This is a genomic window from Sinanaerobacter chloroacetimidivorans, from assembly GCF_018128545.1.
Classification (GTDB): Bacteria; Bacillota; Clostridia; order Peptostreptococcales; family Anaerovoracaceae; genus Sinanaerobacter; species Sinanaerobacter chloroacetimidivorans.
In genome coordinates, this window is sequence record NZ_JAGSND010000020.1 from 33,495 (window position 1) to 49,873 (window position 16,379).

Here is a 16,379-nt window from a genome sequence, read left to right on the forward strand (position 1 = left end):
GTATTCTATAAGAATACATTTTAATATACTTTCCGTTAATTTTCAAGTTAAAGTGTATTCTTTAAGATTACTATAAAGGAGGCTTAAAGTATATTATGTTGAATCGAAAAGAATTTGGGGCCGCCATACGCAATGCCCGTTTGGAAAACAAGTTAACCCAAGAGAAACTGGCAGAAATGCTGCAAGTAACGCCTGTCCACGTCAAACAGCTAGAATCAGGAAGCAGAATGCCGTCAGTAGAGCTTCTCCACAATATTGCCGTCACGCTGAATTTCTCAGTAGATGGGGCATTCTTTCCGGCAGATGCAAAAAATGAGGAGATGCTGGATAAGCTCGAACGTCTCCTGCATTTATGTACGCCCCATGACTTACGAGTGGTCTATGCCACAGCCAGTGCCTTAACTGACAAAGACTCGGTGGACTTAATCTAACCAAGAGTTACATCGCTAGTTTTTCTTCCTTCTCTTGGAAACCAAGGCAGCAATTCCGACAACGGCTAGAACTCCAATCAGGACCAGAATAGTGATCAGCCGCTCTTCTGGAGATGCCTGAAGAAAATCATAACCCAGCATATGGTCCTCTCCTTTCTCGATGTTTGTATTGTCTGCAACGGCATATTCCGTTGCGGTTTTTTGCGCTGTTTTGTCCATGACCTCAATATGGAATTTAAAGGCAGAACAATAAGCAAATATGTCGTTATCCAAGGATATTCGACTAAACCGTTAAAAATAGCGTAAATTTTCATATATTGTATGATTATAACATATTTTATTCGACTAATACAAGTATAACAACATATATGCGTGGACTAATCGCCTCAAATTATCACTTATGATATTTTTGGAGGTGATTACAATGTCAACGCATGAATATGAGAAATTTGTACGCGACCGCATTACACAACTAAGATTGCAGAAAGGAATATCTGAATATAAATTAAGTTATGACCTGGGACACAGTAGAGGCTATATTTATAATATTACATCCGGGAAATCGCTTCCACCGTTAACGGAGCTTTTTTCAATTTGCGAATATTTTGATATTACTCCAGCGGAGTTTTTTGACGATAAGCTTGCCAATCCGGAATTAATTCAAAAGGCTGTTGAGGGGCTGAAAAAGCTGAGTGACAGCGACATGCTACTCATTTTGAACCATATTAACCGACTGCAACAGAAATAACGACAGCCACTTACCGATTTCTACGGTAGGTGGTTTTTTTATGCCCGAATTATCCGTAGCGGCGGCTCTCTTTTACTGATTTTTACAATTTTATTGTTGAACATTATTGTAAATTAGAATATAATGGAATTGGAAATTATACACATTTTTCATATAAAAGTTCAAACGAGCCAATTATGCAGAAAAGAGGTGGTGTTTTCATGAAGCTCCCGATTTAGCTGCACCAGTGGAGATACATAAGATTAATTCAGCCTCTTTTTATTGCGAGGACTTATCAAGAGAAACAATTGAATAGTGCCAAGAGCAAACCTGCCTAAAGGCAGGGACGCAAAGCCACAGGATCTAAGGTGCTGATAAAAGCGCTAAGACAGCCTGGCTGCCGGAAGCTGTAACAGAAGCCTGCCCATCCATGGGTAGGCTTCTGCGTTTATTTACAGCTTTTGTCCTATTGTTTTAGAGACATAGGTGTCCTTGCTTTTGCTTGGTTTCTTTATGGCGAAAGAAAGGACCAAGGATATGATTAGAGATATGCAACTTCTTTGAGGGTTGAAATAAAGACTGCGGATTTCTTTCTCTTCCCCCTCTTATAGCTAAAATCGGAACAACAAAGTCCGCAATTTGTATATGGCAAATTGCGGGCTTTTTTTATTCGACATTATTCTGCCGTTATCGACCTGAATGCTACTTTTTCTCTTCTTTAAATGCAAACAGGCAAAATAGCGTTCGTATTCCACACTGCCGATCACCGCCGCTTGTTCTTCATTTCCAGATTTAAAAAATCACGAAATGGAGGACAAGCCTTATGGAAGAAGGCAGGAAACAGACTAATTACAGGAAGCTATACCCTAATGTAAAAGAAGAAATTTATGACGTTCTAGAGCGATCTGACAGGAAGATCAAGTACAGTAAATATGATCTGAAAACAGAACGATGCAGTATTGATTACGAGAAAGGAACGGTTACATACATTCCGAGCCGGGAGGATTCCTTTGAAAGGCTACTGGAAGGAAACCGGCAGTTTGCCGCCGAGAGCGAGAGCGTGGAGGATACAGCAGTAAAGACTGTGATGATCGAAAAAATGCTGGATTGCATCAAACAGCTTACCTCAAAGGAGCAGGAATTGATCACCGAACTGTTCTTTATGGACAAGAGCGAGCGCCAATTGTCGCTGGAAACAGGTATCCCTTATATGACCATCCATGATAGAAAGGTTAAAATCCTTGGCAAGCTAAAAAAACTGATGAAAAAGTAAAAATTATTCCGTGCACCCCCCTCACTCAACGGCTAATTAAGTGAGGGGGTTTTTTCTATCCCTCTTTCGCTCCTTGAAAATTTCATATCCGACAGCATAAATACATGATCTGTCCGGCCGTGATGAGCGGCAGCGACATTGATGGGCGCGCCAAGACTACCTGCGGATGGGTGACAGACATCCGTCGAACCGATGGCATCGAAGGCGACGAGCGGCAAGGCCTGGTCATTAAACAGTCCGCGGTGGGCTGTTTCGCCATGAAACGGACAGTGTTAAAGCTACTTCTGCCCAGCCACAGACTCAAGCAATGGGGGCAGCTCGGTGAGAACCACGGAGAGGTGAAATTCCTATGAGGCTTGCTGACCACAAGCCGTTTATGCTGCCGCCCTGGCTTCGGGTAGTAGTGTCGAATAGAAGCAGCCAAATGAAGAACAAGAGATCGTTTGATCTTAGAAACTACGCGGCAGGATTTTATTGCTCTTTTCCCGTCCTGCCGCGTCCTTGTAAGATTAAGCACCAATAAGGAGGTAAGGTTTATGAGCAACAAATCACTGAATGAATTGCTGGAAAAAGACCTGGTCGTCGGCTACGTCTATGGCTATGACGGGATGCGTCAGGTCTATTATTTTGAGAACTCCCCGGCAAATATTGCAAATTTTATCATGCTCCATAGCGAAAACGCAGACAAAATCATTTTGACGGATCAGTTGGACAGGTTAATCCTGAACACCTTTGGGGAATTCATCAACCGCTGCCCTGATCAGGCATTCCTGCAGGAAGTCCTAAAAGAGCTGGTACCCATGCAGCTTCGGGAAAAAGAACCATCTGAGATACTGTCTGCCAGCGAGGATGAATTTGCCAAGCTCTTATACGAAGAAGATCGGCAAGTAACGGAAGCTGAGCTGCGGATGTTGTAGCTACGGCCTTTTAATTAATACAGAATGGAGGGTTTCATATGAAAGAACAATTACGCGCTTGGCTCTATTGCCGGATTGATGCTCCGGAAGATACTCATGGCACCTTGAAAAGCCAGAAGGAAGAACTCTATGATTATGCGGAGCAGATGGGCTTTATAGTGGCCGGCGACGCGGAAGATTTGGGTAATGGTCTGAATTTGGACCGTCCCGGTCTTCTGGAGATCGAGAAGGCCGCAAGCGAAAATCAAATGGATGTACTGATTGTGAAAAGGCTCGACCGTATTGGACGGGACACGACACAAGTGCTGGAATTTCTCCGGGGACTGGACCAATTAGGCATTGCGATTTATTCCCCGCTGGAGGGCGAAATCCGTCTGGATCAGCAGGGCCTGGATTTCTTTCTGCGTTAGGAAGGAGGGGCTGTCATGTCAAAAAACCAGGTATCCAATGAGGTACAGTATAAAATCTCCATAAAATTCCTAAATATCCTGCTTCGCAACGGCATTATTACTTCCGATGAATACAAAAAAATCGACGATTTGAACAGGCAAACCTTCACACCAGAACTATCTCAAGTATATGCGCAATAACACTAGCTTTCGGGAAAATTGTGTGGTAGTGTGTGTTGCTAACAGGAGGACACATATAAGAAAGGAGAAGATCGCATGGCAAAAAATGTACAAATTATTCGTCCTGTTAAGCAACAAGTTATCCAGCAGTTACAGCCTAAAAAACGGGTCTGCGCCTACTGCAGAGTCAGTACCGACTCCCGCGAACAGCACAATTCCTTCTCGGTACAGATGGAATATTATAAGACTTTCATCGAGAGTCAGGATGATTGGGAGTTCGCCGGAATTTACGCTGACGAGGCACGAAGCGGTACAAAACTGCAAAAGAGAGATGACTTTTTGAGGATGATAAAGGACTGCGAGGGCGGGAAGATCGATATGGTTATTACCAAATCTGTAACCCGCTTCGCAAGAAACACGGTGGACAGTATCCAAGCGATCCGCAGGCTGAAGGAGCTTGGAATTGGCGTCTACTTTGAAAAGGAACACATCAACAGCCTGTCGGAAAAAAGCGAACAGATGCTGACCATTTTAAGCTCACTGGCACAAGGAGAAGCCGAAAGCATCTCCACCAACAACAAGTGGGCGGTACTGAAGCGTTTCCAGGATGGCACATTCACCATAAGCTGCCCTGCCTACGGCTATACCAGAGATGGCGATGGCGAACTGATCATCCAGCAAGAAGAAGCTATGGTTGTACGCCGGATTTTCCGAGACTACCTGCACGGGAAAGGAACCTACCTGATTGCCAAGGAACTGACCGAAGAAGGCTGTCCCACGATCCGTTCCGGTGAAAAATGGAACGACGGAGTGGTCAGGGAGCTTCTTCTAAACCCCGTATACTCCGGCAATCTACTTTTACAAAAAACCTATACGACTGAGGTACTTCCCTTCAAGCGAAAGCATAACAGAGGGCAAGTACCTCAGTATTTTATTGAGGACAACCACAAACCACTCATAACACCCGAACAGGCGGAGGCGGTCAGGGAGATCATGGAATACCGAAGCAGACAGCATGGTGTGGATTCTGAAAAATGTCAAAACCGTTATGATTTCAGCAGTAAAATCCTCTGTGGTGAGTGTGGAAGTACCTTCCGCCGGCAGAAGATCTACATCGGTAAACCCTATGAAAAAATCCAATGGTGCTGCCACCAGCATATTGAGGATAAAACCAAGTGCGGACAGAAGGCTGTCCGTGAAGATATCCTTCAATGCGCCTTTATCCTCATGTGGAACAAGCTGACCAGCAATTATGCTGACATCCTGCTCCCACTGCTGGAGGCGCTGAAAAAGATTCGGATGGACGAACAACAGGAGCAGGAAATTGAGGACTGTAACAATAAAATTATGGAATTGACAGAGCAGGGGCATATCCTAAGTCGATTGATATCGAAGGGGTATGTGGAACCTGCTGTTTTTATAGAGCGCCAGAATGCCCTTACTGTAGAACTCACCGCGGCAAAGAAAAAAAGAAACCAGCTTCTGGACAACAACGGATTTGAGCAGGAGGTCGCAGGAACCGAGCTTCTGCTGGAGCTCATCAAAAACAACCCCGGCATCCTTGAAGCATACAGCGAGGACTTATTCTCCCAAGCGGTTGAGAATGTCATTATACGAAAAGACGAAATAACTTTCAGGCTGATCAACAATCTGGAGCTGACAGAGTCCATCGGGAAGGAGGAAGATCAGAATGGCACAGCGGCACATGCCCATCGGCTATAAGCTGGTGGACGGGAAAATTCAACTGGACGATTCCAAGGCAAATGTCGTAAAACGGATTTTTCAGGAATATGCATCCGGGGCTTCCCTTCTGGACATAGCCAAAGCGATGACGGCGGCCGGACTCCCGAACGCCAACAATCAGCCCCAATGGTATCATGGAACGGTCAGCAAAATACTGGATAATGTAAAATATCAGGGCGACGAGTTTTATCCCCCGCTCATCGACAAAGAATTGTTTGAAAAGGTTCAGCGCCGCCGAGGTGAACGATGCGAAAAGCTCGGACGGAATCTGCAGCTTAACAGCGCAAGCCGTCAATCTGTTTTTTCCGGTATCCTACGCTGTGGGGAATGCGGCGACGTTTACCGAAAATATGCAGAGCATTGCGGAAAGCCAACAAAACGGACCTTCTGGAAATGCAAGAGATATATCCACAGGAACAAGGTTTGCTGTTGTAACAGTTTTCTCACAGATGAACAGATCAGATCGGCCTTCCTTTCCATAGCCAATCGAATCATAACAAACCAGAAATGTCTGGATCGTATTCCAAAAAAGGAACCCGCCGTAAATAACTTTGAATATATCAAGCTGGATAAAAAAATAAAAGAGCTGGAAGCAGAAGGACGGTATTCGTCCAAAGAGCTTCCGGCTCTTGTTTTTGAACGGGCAAAAGCCCTTTACAGAACATCTCGCGTCGATGATGCTGCCCACAACACTGAAAAGATGAAGCAGGCATTTTCCGGCAGACCACCTCTCCACGGATTCGACGAGGAACTGTTTCAGACAGTCATCCGACAGGTCACAGTACACAAGGATGAGAAATTGACCTTCGAGTTTATCAACGGGTTGACTCTGGAGGCCAAATACTGATTTTTATAAACCACTGAAGAAAGGATGGAACGAAAAATGGCTAAATCAAAGAATACGCAAAAAAACGGAAAACCCTTAAAAGTTGTTTTTTATATGAGGGTGGGAAGAATAGAACAATTAAGCCCTGAAGCGCAGAAAGAATATCTAGGCATAAAAACAGAAGAAATGAAGAAGGAAGAATTCAGGAAAGGAGAAAACTAAAATGCAGACTGCGGCAGCAAAAAAGAAAAACATTTCGTTTATCCCCTCTCAGCCAGAATACGACCGGAGCATCAAGGCCCAGTATAAAGCCCTGCGGGTTGCCGCCTACTGCCGCGTCAGCACCACGCTGGAACAGCAGGAAGGCAGTTATGAAGCACAGATATCCTACTACACCGAGAAAATAAAGAGCAATCCAAACTGGAAGCTGGCCGGCATCTATGCCGACGATGGAAAGTCCGCGACCAACACCAAAAAACGTGACGATTTCAACGCCATGATTGAGGACTGCCTGGCAGGAAAGATCGATATGGTTATCACCAAATCCGTCAGCCGCTTCGCCAGAAATACGGTAGACTGCCTCCAGAATATCCGGAAACTCAAAGAAAAGAATATCGCAATTTTCTTTGAAAAAGAAGGAGTAAATACTCTGGAGGGCTCCGGAGAACTGCTGATCACCATCTTAAGCAGTCAGGCACAGGAGGAAAGCCGGAACCTGAGTGAAAATACCCGCTGGGGATTGGTCAGACGCTTTGAAAACGGAATCATCTCGGTAAACCACAATAAATTCATGGGATATACAAAGGATGAGAACGGCGAACTGGTCATCGTACCGGAGGAAGCAGAGATCGTCAGACGGGTTTTTCGCCACTACCTCGAAGGAAGCAGCTACGTCCAGATTGCTAAGATTTTAGAGGATGACGGTATTCTGACCGTAACCGGCAAGAAGGAATGGTGCCCCAGTGTGATCGACCAGATGCTCGGCAACGAAAAGTACATGGGGGATGCTCTTCTCCAAAAGACTTATACCGTGGATTTTCTCACGAAAAAGCGTGTGAAAAATCAGGGCATTGTTCCGCAGTATTACATACAGGACAACCATGAAGCCATCATCCCGAAGGAGCTTTTCTACCGGGTGCAGGAGGAAAAGGCCAGGAGGACGAGTTTAAACAAATCCGCAGCCACTAGAAGGGCAAAAAAAGAGAAAAGCAAGTACAGCTCCAAGTACGCTCTTTCAGACGTCATGATCTGCAAGGAATGCGGACAGCCCTACCGCAGACAGGTCTGGTCAAAAAACGGACAGAAAAGCGCCGTATGGCGTTGTGAAAACCGTTTGAAGAACGGGACCAAGCACTGCAAGCACTCTCCTACGCTGAAAGAGGACGTTCTGAATGAAGCGGTCATGACAGCGATTAACAACGTCGTTGAAAACCGGGGAGATTTTGTAGGCGCCTTCCGGGAAAACGTGATTCAGGTAATCGGGAGTTATTCCACCAAGAATGTGCCCACTGAATATGACGAACAGATCACCAAACTGCAAGGTGAAATGCTGACTCTGATTGAGGAAAACGCAAAGCTGGGTTCAATCACCGAGGACTTTGACGAACAGTATCAGAAGATTGCTGAGCAGATCAGGGAGCTCAAGCAAAAGAAACTGGATAGCATCCGAGATCAAAAACGGGCTGAAAATTTTCAGCAGAGGGTCGGTGACATGGATACCTGCCTGAAAAAAGTATCCTGTGCGGTATACGATTTTGATGATGATCTGGTGCGTAGACTTCTGCAAGGCATCAAAGTTATAAACGAAGATACACTCGAAGTTCAGTTTAAATCCGGGATCGTCATGAAGCAGAGAATACCCTACTGCAACTAAAATACATGTCCAACATACTGGCAGGAATGGTTAAATCCGTTCCTGTCTTTTTATTTTAAAAACTGGAGGCAGATGAAAGATGATACAAACAACTCTATCTAATCCCAAACGTGCAGACCTGCCACCCGTACAGGTCTGTTTTCCGATTTCAGCATATAAAGAAATCTACACGAAACTGGAAGCTATCGGAATCGGAAGTGTCCTGGAACGTGATTGCTGCGTTACGGAAATAAACGGCAGATATCCAATTCTCAAGAGACTTGAAAACACTACTATTAATGTGGATGAGCTGGATTATCTCGCAAAGCGGCTAGAGAGCTTCGACCGAAATGAGCTTGCCAAATTCCAAGGTGTTGCCGCCATCAATGGTTATTCCGATATGACCGACCTTATCAACCTGACCTTTTGTTGTCAAGAAGCTACGGTCGTTCGGGATTTCTCGGACCTGGGAAAAATCGGCCGTGAACACTACATGGATCTCCACGGAGGCATTACTGAGGATGAACTCAAGAACGTGGATTTTCAGAAAACAGCACTTTCCCTTTTACTTAATGAGTCTGGAAAAGTTACACCCTATGGAGTTGTATATGAGAATTGCATGTATATGGAGCAGCTCTATGACAGAAAGACTTTCCCTGACTATGATTACAGTGGACAATCCGTAATGACCGTGGCTATAACGGATCGTAATGATCCAGATACTTCTGCTTTAATCACATGGCTTTATTTGCCGATGGAGGAATGTTACATCGAACGGGCTATGCTTCGCGCCGGCATCAATACGTTCGAGGATATTCGGCTGCAGGTTCATTCGAGTGATTTACCAGCCGAACTTGACACGCTTCTCTCCGCTGACACAAAGCAGCTCCGAGATTTTAATGTGCTATCAAATGTCCTATCTGCTAAGTATCAGATACTGGATGATGTTGGCCGTCAGAAGCTAGGAGCTGTTATTCAGATGGCGTCCCCATCAAATCTAACAGAAGCTATCAACCTCATCAGACAGCTTGACCTATTCGATTTCGTTCCCGGCGTTTCCACACCGGAAGAATACGGTAGGCACACGATTATAGAGTCCGGTCATTTCAACTACGACGGTGAGCTGGACGAGTTCTATGATTTCAAAAAATATGGAAACTGGAGGATAAGCAACGAACAAGGGCAGTTTACTCCCGTAGGCTATATTAGCTATCACGGCTTTATCTCAATTGATGAAGTGATGGCAGGAAGTGAAACTGAGCGTATGGGTATGACCATGGGAGGAATGTGAAGCTACAATCTGAATCACTAAAAACATTAAGGAGAGTATCGTATATGGATAACAGGAATTTGCAAGCGTCATTTATTGAACGTCTGAATAAACTGCTTTTAACTGTGGACTTTGCAAAACTTGATAGGTCCTGCAATTCAGTTGATGATAGCTACGCCAAAGATATTCTAAAACAAATGCATGAATCTTTTGTTGATGTCTATGGCACAGATTATCTTGATAGGGGTTATGAGTTTGTTGAGCTTCCCGCTGTTATACAAGGACGTAATACCGGCCACATTGGACTCGGTGTTGTGACTCTTGATCTGGAGTCTTCCGGTGAACATTGGGGGACATTCTTTTTAACGCCAAGAGGTGTGATCGACCAAGGCACTGAGAAAATGTCAAAAGCGGACTCTCAGTATTTAAACAAGACGTACATACCCTATGACTACTGGTATACCATCACACTCGAACGAGATCATCATGTGGACTTTGATAATATACCTGAAAAAGTATCGGATATACTGAGTGCTTGTTACCCTAATCAACCTGAACTGAAAATGGAGTAAACTCGCTAATCAAATCTGAAATAGCAACGTGTGTCTATGCTCTTTTGAACGTGAAAAAATAGAAGAGGCAATGGTTAATATCCCATTGCCTCTTCTGAATAACCCCTTATTATTTTTATTATAGTTCAAAGGACACGAAAGTAAATGCCGTAAAGATCAAACCAAATTGACAGATCCTCTTCCAGAACATATAATAAAGAAAATTGTAACGAATAAAGCCTTCAAGCGCAAAGAGCATTTGAGGGTTTTATTGCTTACAATTTTTGATTTAAGAGATTAAAATTGTTAAGCTATGTACACTTCATTTGATGCCGATCAAAAATCTCCGGCATGCGAAATCTGAAAAAAGTGCTGCGCTTAGCCCGAAAAAATTGAATCCAAGGGGCGATTTTTTCAAGAGGATACCCTTCCTCCAAGGGGGTATCAACTTCAAGCGGCATCTTTTTTGACCGTTCAAGGCATACAGAATGCTGTTGCTTGCTGAAAAAGGCATAAAGCGTTGAAAATGAAGGAATTTAAGCATATTTGCAGTAGCTATAAGCCGTGAGACCCTTGAGGATATAAAAAAGATGACGTGTTAAAAAAGATCGGGGAGTTTATGCCGTAAATGATTAAAGCTCACGTTTAATTAGAAGGCAGATTTTGACGGGAGGGTCAGTGAAATGAAAAAACTTGATAGAGAATTCTATAACCGGGATTCAATCATAGTCGCCAAAGAGCTTCTGGGAAAGGTTCTCGTACACGAAATGGGTGGACAGAGAATTTCGGCTAGGATTATCGAGACAGAGGCATATATGGGCTTCGAAGATAAGGCTGCGCATTCCTACGGCGGAAAAAGGACGCCCAGGGTAGAGGTTATGTATGGGGATCCTGGGTTTTCTTATATTTTTACGATCTATGGGATGTACTGCTGTTTTAACATAGTAACAAGGGAAAAAGGGAATCCTCAAGCAGTTTTAATAAGGGCAGCTGAGCCGGTGGAAGGAACCGAATGGATGGCACAAAGGAGATTTGGAAAGTCATACGAGCAGCTGACAAAGATCCAACGTAGGGGTCTCACCAGCGGACCAGGAAAATTATGCGGTGCATTATCAATAGACAGAAGCTTCAATGGCATAGATTTGTGCGGTAATGAAGTATATCTTGAGGAAGGCAAAAGCGAGAGATTTAGCATAATAGCAACAAAACGCGTTGGAGTTGACTATGCTGAGGAAGCGAAAGATTATCCCTGGAGGTTTTATGCAGAAGGCAATGAATATGTCTCTGTGAAGTAACACAGTTGGAGTGGATAATGAAAAAATATGGATAAACTATTATTTGGCATATCAGGGTTACCAATAGGCAGTGGATCAAAGAATATAAACTATGCTTCTGGTATTGACTATATAAAATCAATAGGGCTCGATGCAATAGAACTTCTTTTTGTAAGAAGTGTTAATGTGACAGATAAAAATAAGGATATAATATTAAAATCAAAGCTAGACAATAATTTCTATCTGTCGGCTCATGGATCACATTATATCAATCTAAATGCAGATGAATATGAAAAGCAAGTACAGTCAATGAAAAAATAACAAATGCGATGGAAGGATTATCAAAGGTTAATGGGAAAAGTTTAATCTTTCATCCGGGTTTTTATTTAAAGGACTCAAATGGAGTTTAGATTCAATATGAACTTATTATTAGAAGGTGAATCGATGGGATATATTACAAGTAAAGATGCCTTAAGAATTTAGAAGAAAGAATCAATTGGTTTACACAAGGGGCTCCGCCATCAGACAGCCTGTATAAAATTTTGCAAATTCTATATACAGAAACTGAAGCCAACTGGGTCGCCTTATTGCCAGTTCGTCCTTTTACTGCAAAAAAGCAGTAAAAATCTGGAATATCAGTGAAGGGAAAGCCGAAGCCTTTTTAGAGAATCCTTGCCAGAAGGCGTTACTTGTGGATTCATTTTATAACGAGGTACGTCAATTTGTAATGCCCCCACCAATGGCAGGATTTATTGAATTTGCATTGATGCGTACAAGAGGCGACATTGATCAGAAATATTTAAGTGAATTGTATTATCAATATATGAATGTAAAAGAAGATTTTGTTAAGAATTTATTTTTCGCAACGGAGGCATCTTGGACGAGATGAACGTTTTAAGAATGATGCAGTTTCTTTAAAGAGATAATAGATTCAAATAATACAATGTCGTAGCTTTATGGTAATAATTCGAACGAAAACGCACTTGAATATTAAGCTATTTGTTTCAACACGGCATATCAAATAATAGTTAAATTGACCACAGCTAAGGTATATAATAAATAAAAAAATAGAAGAATAGAAGAAAGGGCATCCTGATGGTTAACCGAATTATTCTGGAAGATGAAATGGCCATAGAAATATTGAAGAATGAATTTAAAAGCATATCCCATTGGCACGAAGAAACAGTTGAAATCGTGGTAGCCTTAAGGGGGATTATAAAGGTTCAGATTGTCGGTGATGAATATTTAATCAAAGAAGAAGAAATGATCTTCGTGAATAAGTGGATGGTGCATAAAATTGAGAGGATTACGGAAGATGCTATTCTCATTGTTCTCCATCTTGATTTAAAATTCTTTGAAAGATATGTTGAAAATTCTACAAGAGTCTTTTTCGTGAGGAATCCAAACTTACATCCGGAAGAAAAACTTACGCTGTTACGCAGCTTAATTGCAAGAATTCTCGTTATAGATCAAAAAAAGGGCGAAATGCACGAGAAGAATATCATTGAAATTGGTCAAAAGCTTTTAGAAATGATGATTAAAGATTTCAATTACATAGAAAAAAATCCCGAGTTGTATCGAAGCCCTGAAAACTTTGACAGAGTTTGGACGGCCTTGAGATATATGCTTGACAATCATAGCGCAAAGGTATCATTGTCAAGCATCGCCAGCTTTGTTCATTTGAGTGATTCCTACTTGTCTCATAGTATAAAAAAGGAAACGGGAAAAGGTTATGAATACTGGCTGAATCTCTTCCGTGCCGAAAATGCCGCCCGGCTTTTGGTGTCGACAAATACAAGCATTGCGAAAATATCGGATGACTGCGGATTTTCAGACCCCAAGTTTTTGGTCAAGCATTTTAAAAACTACTTCAAACACCTTCCGTCAGAATATAGGGAAATCAACCGAAGAGAATTATCAAGCCAGAAAAAAGAAATCAAAGAGTCTGATAAATTGGACGAAATCAATTATATCATTGATGCAAAAATAAACGCATATATTCTTGGCAAGAAAAAGATTAACTCATATTCGACTGTAAAGAAGCAATTGCAATTGGATATCGACTGTAGTATAACAGGAAAACCGCTATCCCGGTTGTGGGCAGAATACTTAAATGTAGGAGCTTTTACGAACCTTCATAAAAGCTCCTTCCAGCAATGGCTCATGACTGTGCAGAAGATGATAGGATTTAATTATGCCTTAATCGATTTTCCGTTTGATGGCGATGAAGTACAGTGCGCTGGTGGACAAATTCATTTTAATATGCAGGATATTATTGAGATCCATGATTATCTTCAAGCGTTAAATTTGAAACCATGCATCAGATTTAACACGAAAAAATATTCGGCTGGTGAGATGGAACGTATTACGGAAGCTTTCCTTAACAATGCCGTCGATATTTACGGCACACTTGAAGATTGGCGATGCATTGTTCCAAAAAGACTTACAGGCCAGAAAGCTTTGATCTCTACTCTGATGGAATTCAAAATGAAGATTGAATATGAAGAGGAGGCCGAGATAAAAAACAATTATCTGTTTGATACGGCATATATCGCTCCGCTATTTATCGATGGTGCACTGAAGAACAGATTTATCGGAAATAGGCATCGGTTCAATAAACTGTTCGATGACTCAGAAAATAACTTTATGGGAGATACTGGGCTGGTTTCAAACGGATTGAAAAAACCTTTATATTGGGCACATTATTTACTCTCACTGCTTGGTGAGGAGATTTTATACCAGGGGGACGGCTTTATTGCTACCAAGAATCGGGATAATTATCAGATATTATTATGGAACCATTCCCACAGTTTGGATTCTATTTCATTGGAGGAGCTGAACCTAAATATACATAATAGGTATGTAATATTTGAAAATGAGAAGCCCATCGAAGTAAAAATTAATATTATAGGGCTTTCAAATAATCATTACATCATTAAAAAGCTGCTGTTTGACAGAAATTATGGAAGTGTGTATGACCGTCTTGAGGATGTCAGAATAGCCAGATATCTCACAAAAAAAGAGAAAGATATTTTGAATGAAACATGTAATATAAAAACGAGTTATGGCATTTCAAACGGAAAAACGGAGCTGTCGCTACTTGATGAAATACCGATAAACGGTGCAGTAATGTTTATCATTTCTGAATGGAAAAAAAATTAATGTTGATAAGCGATAGAGCATTTCAGAAATTAAAGCTTTTGCAGTGTTGTTACTGTAAGAGCTTTTTTATTAATCGGCATGACAATTAAGCTATTAACGCATGACGATTCCGCTGCATATTTAATTGAAAAAAAAAACGCGACATAAAATCACAGAATATTGCGCCTAATCATAACTTCACTGAATTGAAATTTATTATAGAATAAAAATATCAAATAATTCCTATCGACTGGCAGTTGACCATGATGGTACCTTATCCGATTTGGAAAGGTAACCATCGACTTGAAACTTCTTCGTCAGTAGGAAAAGCGGGGTTATAATCGGTTAAACTCCTTGATAACTAAGCAGAAGACTTAGCTCATAACAAGGAATCATTGCAATAATATCTATAGCGAAAATGAAAGTGAGGATTAATTGAAGTGTTTGATTGGCATAGTAAGTATGGAGATTTGTTAAAAGATGCTGAAACAGCAGTTAAAGATATAAAATCAGGTGATTTTATAGTAACGGGTATGATGGAACCGGTTGAGTTGTTAAGAGCATTAAAGAATCGGGACGATTTGAAAAATGTCATGTTGTTCTGTGCACAATCTCTCCAGGGAATGATTGGTGAAGTGGCGAATGAAACAAAATCTGACATCAGGGCGGTTACCCCATTTATTGATCCGCATCCGAATTTACAAAAAGCAAAGGATGCCGGCAAGGTCGATTTTATGCCTGCAAGCTTTTCTTCGTGGGCTAAAATAAACAAAAGTGTAACAAATTGTAATGTACTGCTCTTAACGATAACTCCTCCTGACAAAAATGGGTATGTTACATTGTCCACATATCCGGAACATGTTGTTTCCCTATTGGACACAGCAGATGTAGTGATTGGAGAGGTCAACGAAAATGTCCCAATTACATATGGATGTCCGGTGATGCATGTTTCCCGGTTCACCAGCATTGTCGAAAGCAAAACTAACTGGAATTTCCTAATCAGAGATGAGGTCGGGGAATACTGGAAAGATGAACAAGCCAAGCAAATGGGAGGATATCTCTCAGAGTTGGTCGAAGATGGCGCAACAATTGAGTTGGGAGTTGGGGGAATGAACGGCAACGCCATTTTAAATATGGAAGGTGTAAAAGATCTGGGCATCCATACTGAATATTTCGGAGATGTATTGATGGAGCTTATGAAGAAGGGTGTTGTAAATAATTCCCGCAAGTCCATTAATAAAGGATTCAGCGTAGCAACAATGGGTTCCGGTAGTAAAAAATTTTATGAATTTGTTCATGAAAACAGAGCGGTCAGATTCATGCCTTGCGAGTATGTCTTGAAGATGAGCGTGATGACTGCAAACAGCAAGTTTACTGCAATTAATACTGCATCTCAGATCGATTTACAGGGACAGATAAATGGGGAATTTATTAAGGGAAAACAATATTCAGGCATAGGAGGGCAGGGTGATTTTGCAAAAGCTGCATGCTCTGTTCCAGATGGCAAATCAATTATGGCAATTGCCTCAACTACTAAAAATGGCAAATACTCGAAGATTGTTCCGTGTTATGAAAACCGTCTGACACCCATAACAACCACGAGGAATGATGTGGAATATGTTGTTACTGAGTTCGGGATAGCTCAACTTTTAGGACAGACTTTACCCCAGAGGGTTGAAAATCTAATCAGCATCGCACATCCGAAGTTTAGAGATGAACTTACCGAGGAAGCAAAGAAAATAGGCTTGATATAATATACTTTAATATCTATTTATATGATATATTTTAAAACCTATATTTTAAAG

Annotated in this window: 18 protein-coding genes and 1 riboswitch; of the genes, 17 read left to right on the plus strand and 1 reads right to left on the minus strand. The window is 41.8% G+C overall.

What is annotated here, in order from left to right:
• Positions 1-95: 95 nt before the first annotated feature.
• On the plus strand, positions 96-431 hold the full coding sequence (locus KCX82_RS19670) for a helix-turn-helix domain-containing protein (protein ID WP_227020190.1): 336 nt from the start codon (positions 96-98) through the stop codon (positions 429-431).
• 15 nt (positions 432-446) lie between these two features.
• Here KCX82_RS19670 and KCX82_RS19675 read toward each other — a convergent pair whose 3' ends face one another.
• On the minus strand, positions 447-704 hold the full coding sequence (locus KCX82_RS19675; protein WP_227020191.1) for an LPXTG cell wall anchor domain-containing protein: 258 nt from the start codon (positions 702-704) through the stop codon (positions 447-449).
• Positions 705-855: 151 nt separating this feature from the next.
• Here KCX82_RS19675 and KCX82_RS19680 point away from each other — a divergent pair, with 151 nt between their 5' ends.
• From KCX82_RS19680 to KCX82_RS19755, 16 genes are all read left to right on the plus strand, one after another.
• Positions 856-1,179, plus strand: coding sequence for a helix-turn-helix domain-containing protein (locus tag KCX82_RS19680; protein WP_227020192.1), 324 nt, complete (start codon positions 856-858; stop codon positions 1,177-1,179).
• Between the two features lie 292 nt (positions 1,180-1,471).
• Positions 1,472-1,563: riboswitch (cyclic di-GMP riboswitch) on the plus strand.
• Positions 1,564-1,981: 418 nt separating this feature from the next.
• The gene (locus KCX82_RS19685; RefSeq protein WP_227020193.1) at positions 1,982-2,431 is read left to right on the plus strand and encodes a sigma-70 RNA polymerase sigma factor region 4 domain-containing protein; all 450 of its coding nucleotides are present in this window, start codon (positions 1,982-1,984) and stop codon (positions 2,429-2,431) included.
• A 536-nt stretch (positions 2,432-2,967) separates the two neighbouring features.
• Positions 2,968-3,348 carry a resolvase gene (locus tag KCX82_RS19690; protein ID WP_227020194.1) on the plus strand — a complete coding sequence of 127 codons (381 nt, stop codon included), beginning with the start codon at positions 2,968-2,970 and terminating at the stop codon, positions 3,346-3,348.
• A 38-nt stretch (positions 3,349-3,386) separates the two neighbouring features.
• Positions 3,387-3,758, plus strand: coding sequence for a recombinase family protein (locus KCX82_RS19695; RefSeq protein ID WP_227020195.1), 372 nt, complete (start codon positions 3,387-3,389; stop codon positions 3,756-3,758).
• A 15-nt stretch (positions 3,759-3,773) separates the two neighbouring features.
• Positions 3,774-3,938 (plus strand): SHOCT domain-containing protein, encoded by a 165-nt coding sequence (locus KCX82_RS19700; RefSeq protein ID WP_227020196.1) that lies wholly within the window; start codon positions 3,774-3,776, stop codon positions 3,936-3,938.
• A 75-nt stretch (positions 3,939-4,013) separates the two neighbouring features.
• Positions 4,014-5,639: a recombinase family protein gene (locus KCX82_RS19705; RefSeq protein WP_227020197.1), complete on the plus strand. Its 1,626-nt coding sequence runs from the start codon at positions 4,014-4,016 to the stop codon at positions 5,637-5,639.
• Complete coding sequence (locus tag KCX82_RS19710) at positions 5,608-6,507, plus strand: recombinase family protein (protein WP_227020198.1); 900 nt, start codon at positions 5,608-5,610, stop codon at positions 6,505-6,507. Before KCX82_RS19705 ends, KCX82_RS19710 begins: the two co-directional genes overlap by 32 nt.
• A 36-nt stretch (positions 6,508-6,543) precedes the next feature.
• Positions 6,544-6,708 (plus strand): hypothetical protein, encoded by a 165-nt coding sequence (locus tag KCX82_RS19715; RefSeq protein WP_227020199.1) that lies wholly within the window; start codon positions 6,544-6,546, stop codon positions 6,706-6,708.
• Position 6,709: 1 nt separating this feature from the next.
• Positions 6,710-8,359: a recombinase family protein gene (locus tag KCX82_RS19720; RefSeq protein ID WP_227020200.1), complete on the plus strand. Its 1,650-nt coding sequence runs from the start codon at positions 6,710-6,712 to the stop codon at positions 8,357-8,359.
• A 79-nt stretch (positions 8,360-8,438) separates the two neighbouring features.
• On the plus strand, positions 8,439-9,629 hold the full coding sequence (locus KCX82_RS19725; protein ID WP_227020201.1) for a hypothetical protein: 1,191 nt from the start codon (positions 8,439-8,441) through the stop codon (positions 9,627-9,629).
• 44 nt (positions 9,630-9,673) lie between these two features.
• A complete protein-coding gene (locus KCX82_RS19730) occupies positions 9,674-10,180 on the plus strand; it encodes a hypothetical protein (protein ID WP_227020202.1) in 507 nt (168 codons plus the stop codon).
• A 662-nt stretch (positions 10,181-10,842) separates the two neighbouring features.
• A complete protein-coding gene (locus KCX82_RS19735; RefSeq protein ID WP_227020203.1) occupies positions 10,843-11,454 on the plus strand; it encodes a DNA-3-methyladenine glycosylase in 612 nt (203 codons plus the stop codon).
• Positions 11,455-11,481: 27 nt separating this feature from the next.
• Positions 11,482-11,754: a hypothetical protein gene (locus KCX82_RS19740; RefSeq protein WP_465250688.1), complete on the plus strand. Its 273-nt coding sequence runs from the start codon at positions 11,482-11,484 to the stop codon at positions 11,752-11,754.
• 370 nt (positions 11,755-12,124) lie between these two features.
• Positions 12,125-12,322: a hypothetical protein gene (locus KCX82_RS23455; RefSeq protein WP_465250689.1), complete on the plus strand. Its 198-nt coding sequence runs from the start codon at positions 12,125-12,127 to the stop codon at positions 12,320-12,322.
• 206 nt (positions 12,323-12,528) lie between these two features.
• Complete coding sequence (locus KCX82_RS19750) at positions 12,529-14,595, plus strand: helix-turn-helix domain-containing protein (RefSeq protein ID WP_227020204.1); 2,067 nt, start codon at positions 12,529-12,531, stop codon at positions 14,593-14,595.
• Positions 14,596-15,014: 419 nt separating this feature from the next.
• Positions 15,015-16,328 carry an acetyl-CoA hydrolase/transferase family protein gene (locus KCX82_RS19755; RefSeq protein WP_227020205.1) on the plus strand — a complete coding sequence of 438 codons (1,314 nt, stop codon included), beginning with the start codon at positions 15,015-15,017 and terminating at the stop codon, positions 16,326-16,328.
• Positions 16,329-16,379 lie beyond the last annotated feature (51 nt).

Excerpts from the sequence above, each read along its gene's own strand:
- KCX82_RS19670 (WP_227020190.1), top strand. The coding sequence starts at position 96 with ATGTTGAATCGAAAAGAATTTGGGGCCGCCATACGCAATGCCCGTTTG.
- KCX82_RS19680 (WP_227020192.1), top strand. The coding sequence starts at position 856 with ATGTCAACGCATGAATATGAGAAATTTGTACGCGACCGCATTACACAA.
- KCX82_RS19685 (WP_227020193.1), top strand. The coding sequence starts at position 1,982 with ATGGAAGAAGGCAGGAAACAGACTAATTACAGGAAGCTATACCCTAAT.
- KCX82_RS19690 (WP_227020194.1), top strand. The coding sequence starts at position 2,968 with ATGAGCAACAAATCACTGAATGAATTGCTGGAAAAAGACCTGGTCGTC.
- KCX82_RS19695 (WP_227020195.1), top strand. The coding sequence starts at position 3,387 with ATGAAAGAACAATTACGCGCTTGGCTCTATTGCCGGATTGATGCTCCG.
- KCX82_RS19700 (WP_227020196.1), top strand. The coding sequence starts at position 3,774 with ATGTCAAAAAACCAGGTATCCAATGAGGTACAGTATAAAATCTCCATA.
- KCX82_RS19705 (WP_227020197.1), top strand. The coding sequence starts at position 4,014 with ATGGCAAAAAATGTACAAATTATTCGTCCTGTTAAGCAACAAGTTATC.
- KCX82_RS19710 (WP_227020198.1), top strand. The coding sequence starts at position 5,608 with ATGGCACAGCGGCACATGCCCATCGGCTATAAGCTGGTGGACGGGAAA.
- KCX82_RS19715 (WP_227020199.1), top strand. The coding sequence starts at position 6,544 with ATGGCTAAATCAAAGAATACGCAAAAAAACGGAAAACCCTTAAAAGTT.
- KCX82_RS19720 (WP_227020200.1), top strand. The coding sequence starts at position 6,710 with ATGCAGACTGCGGCAGCAAAAAAGAAAAACATTTCGTTTATCCCCTCT.
- KCX82_RS19725 (WP_227020201.1), top strand. The coding sequence starts at position 8,439 with ATGATACAAACAACTCTATCTAATCCCAAACGTGCAGACCTGCCACCC.
- KCX82_RS19730 (WP_227020202.1), top strand. The coding sequence starts at position 9,674 with ATGGATAACAGGAATTTGCAAGCGTCATTTATTGAACGTCTGAATAAA.
- KCX82_RS19735 (WP_227020203.1), top strand. The coding sequence starts at position 10,843 with ATGAAAAAACTTGATAGAGAATTCTATAACCGGGATTCAATCATAGTC.
- KCX82_RS19740 (WP_465250688.1), top strand. The coding sequence starts at position 11,482 with ATGGATAAACTATTATTTGGCATATCAGGGTTACCAATAGGCAGTGGA.
- KCX82_RS19750 (WP_227020204.1), top strand. The coding sequence starts at position 12,529 with ATGGTTAACCGAATTATTCTGGAAGATGAAATGGCCATAGAAATATTG.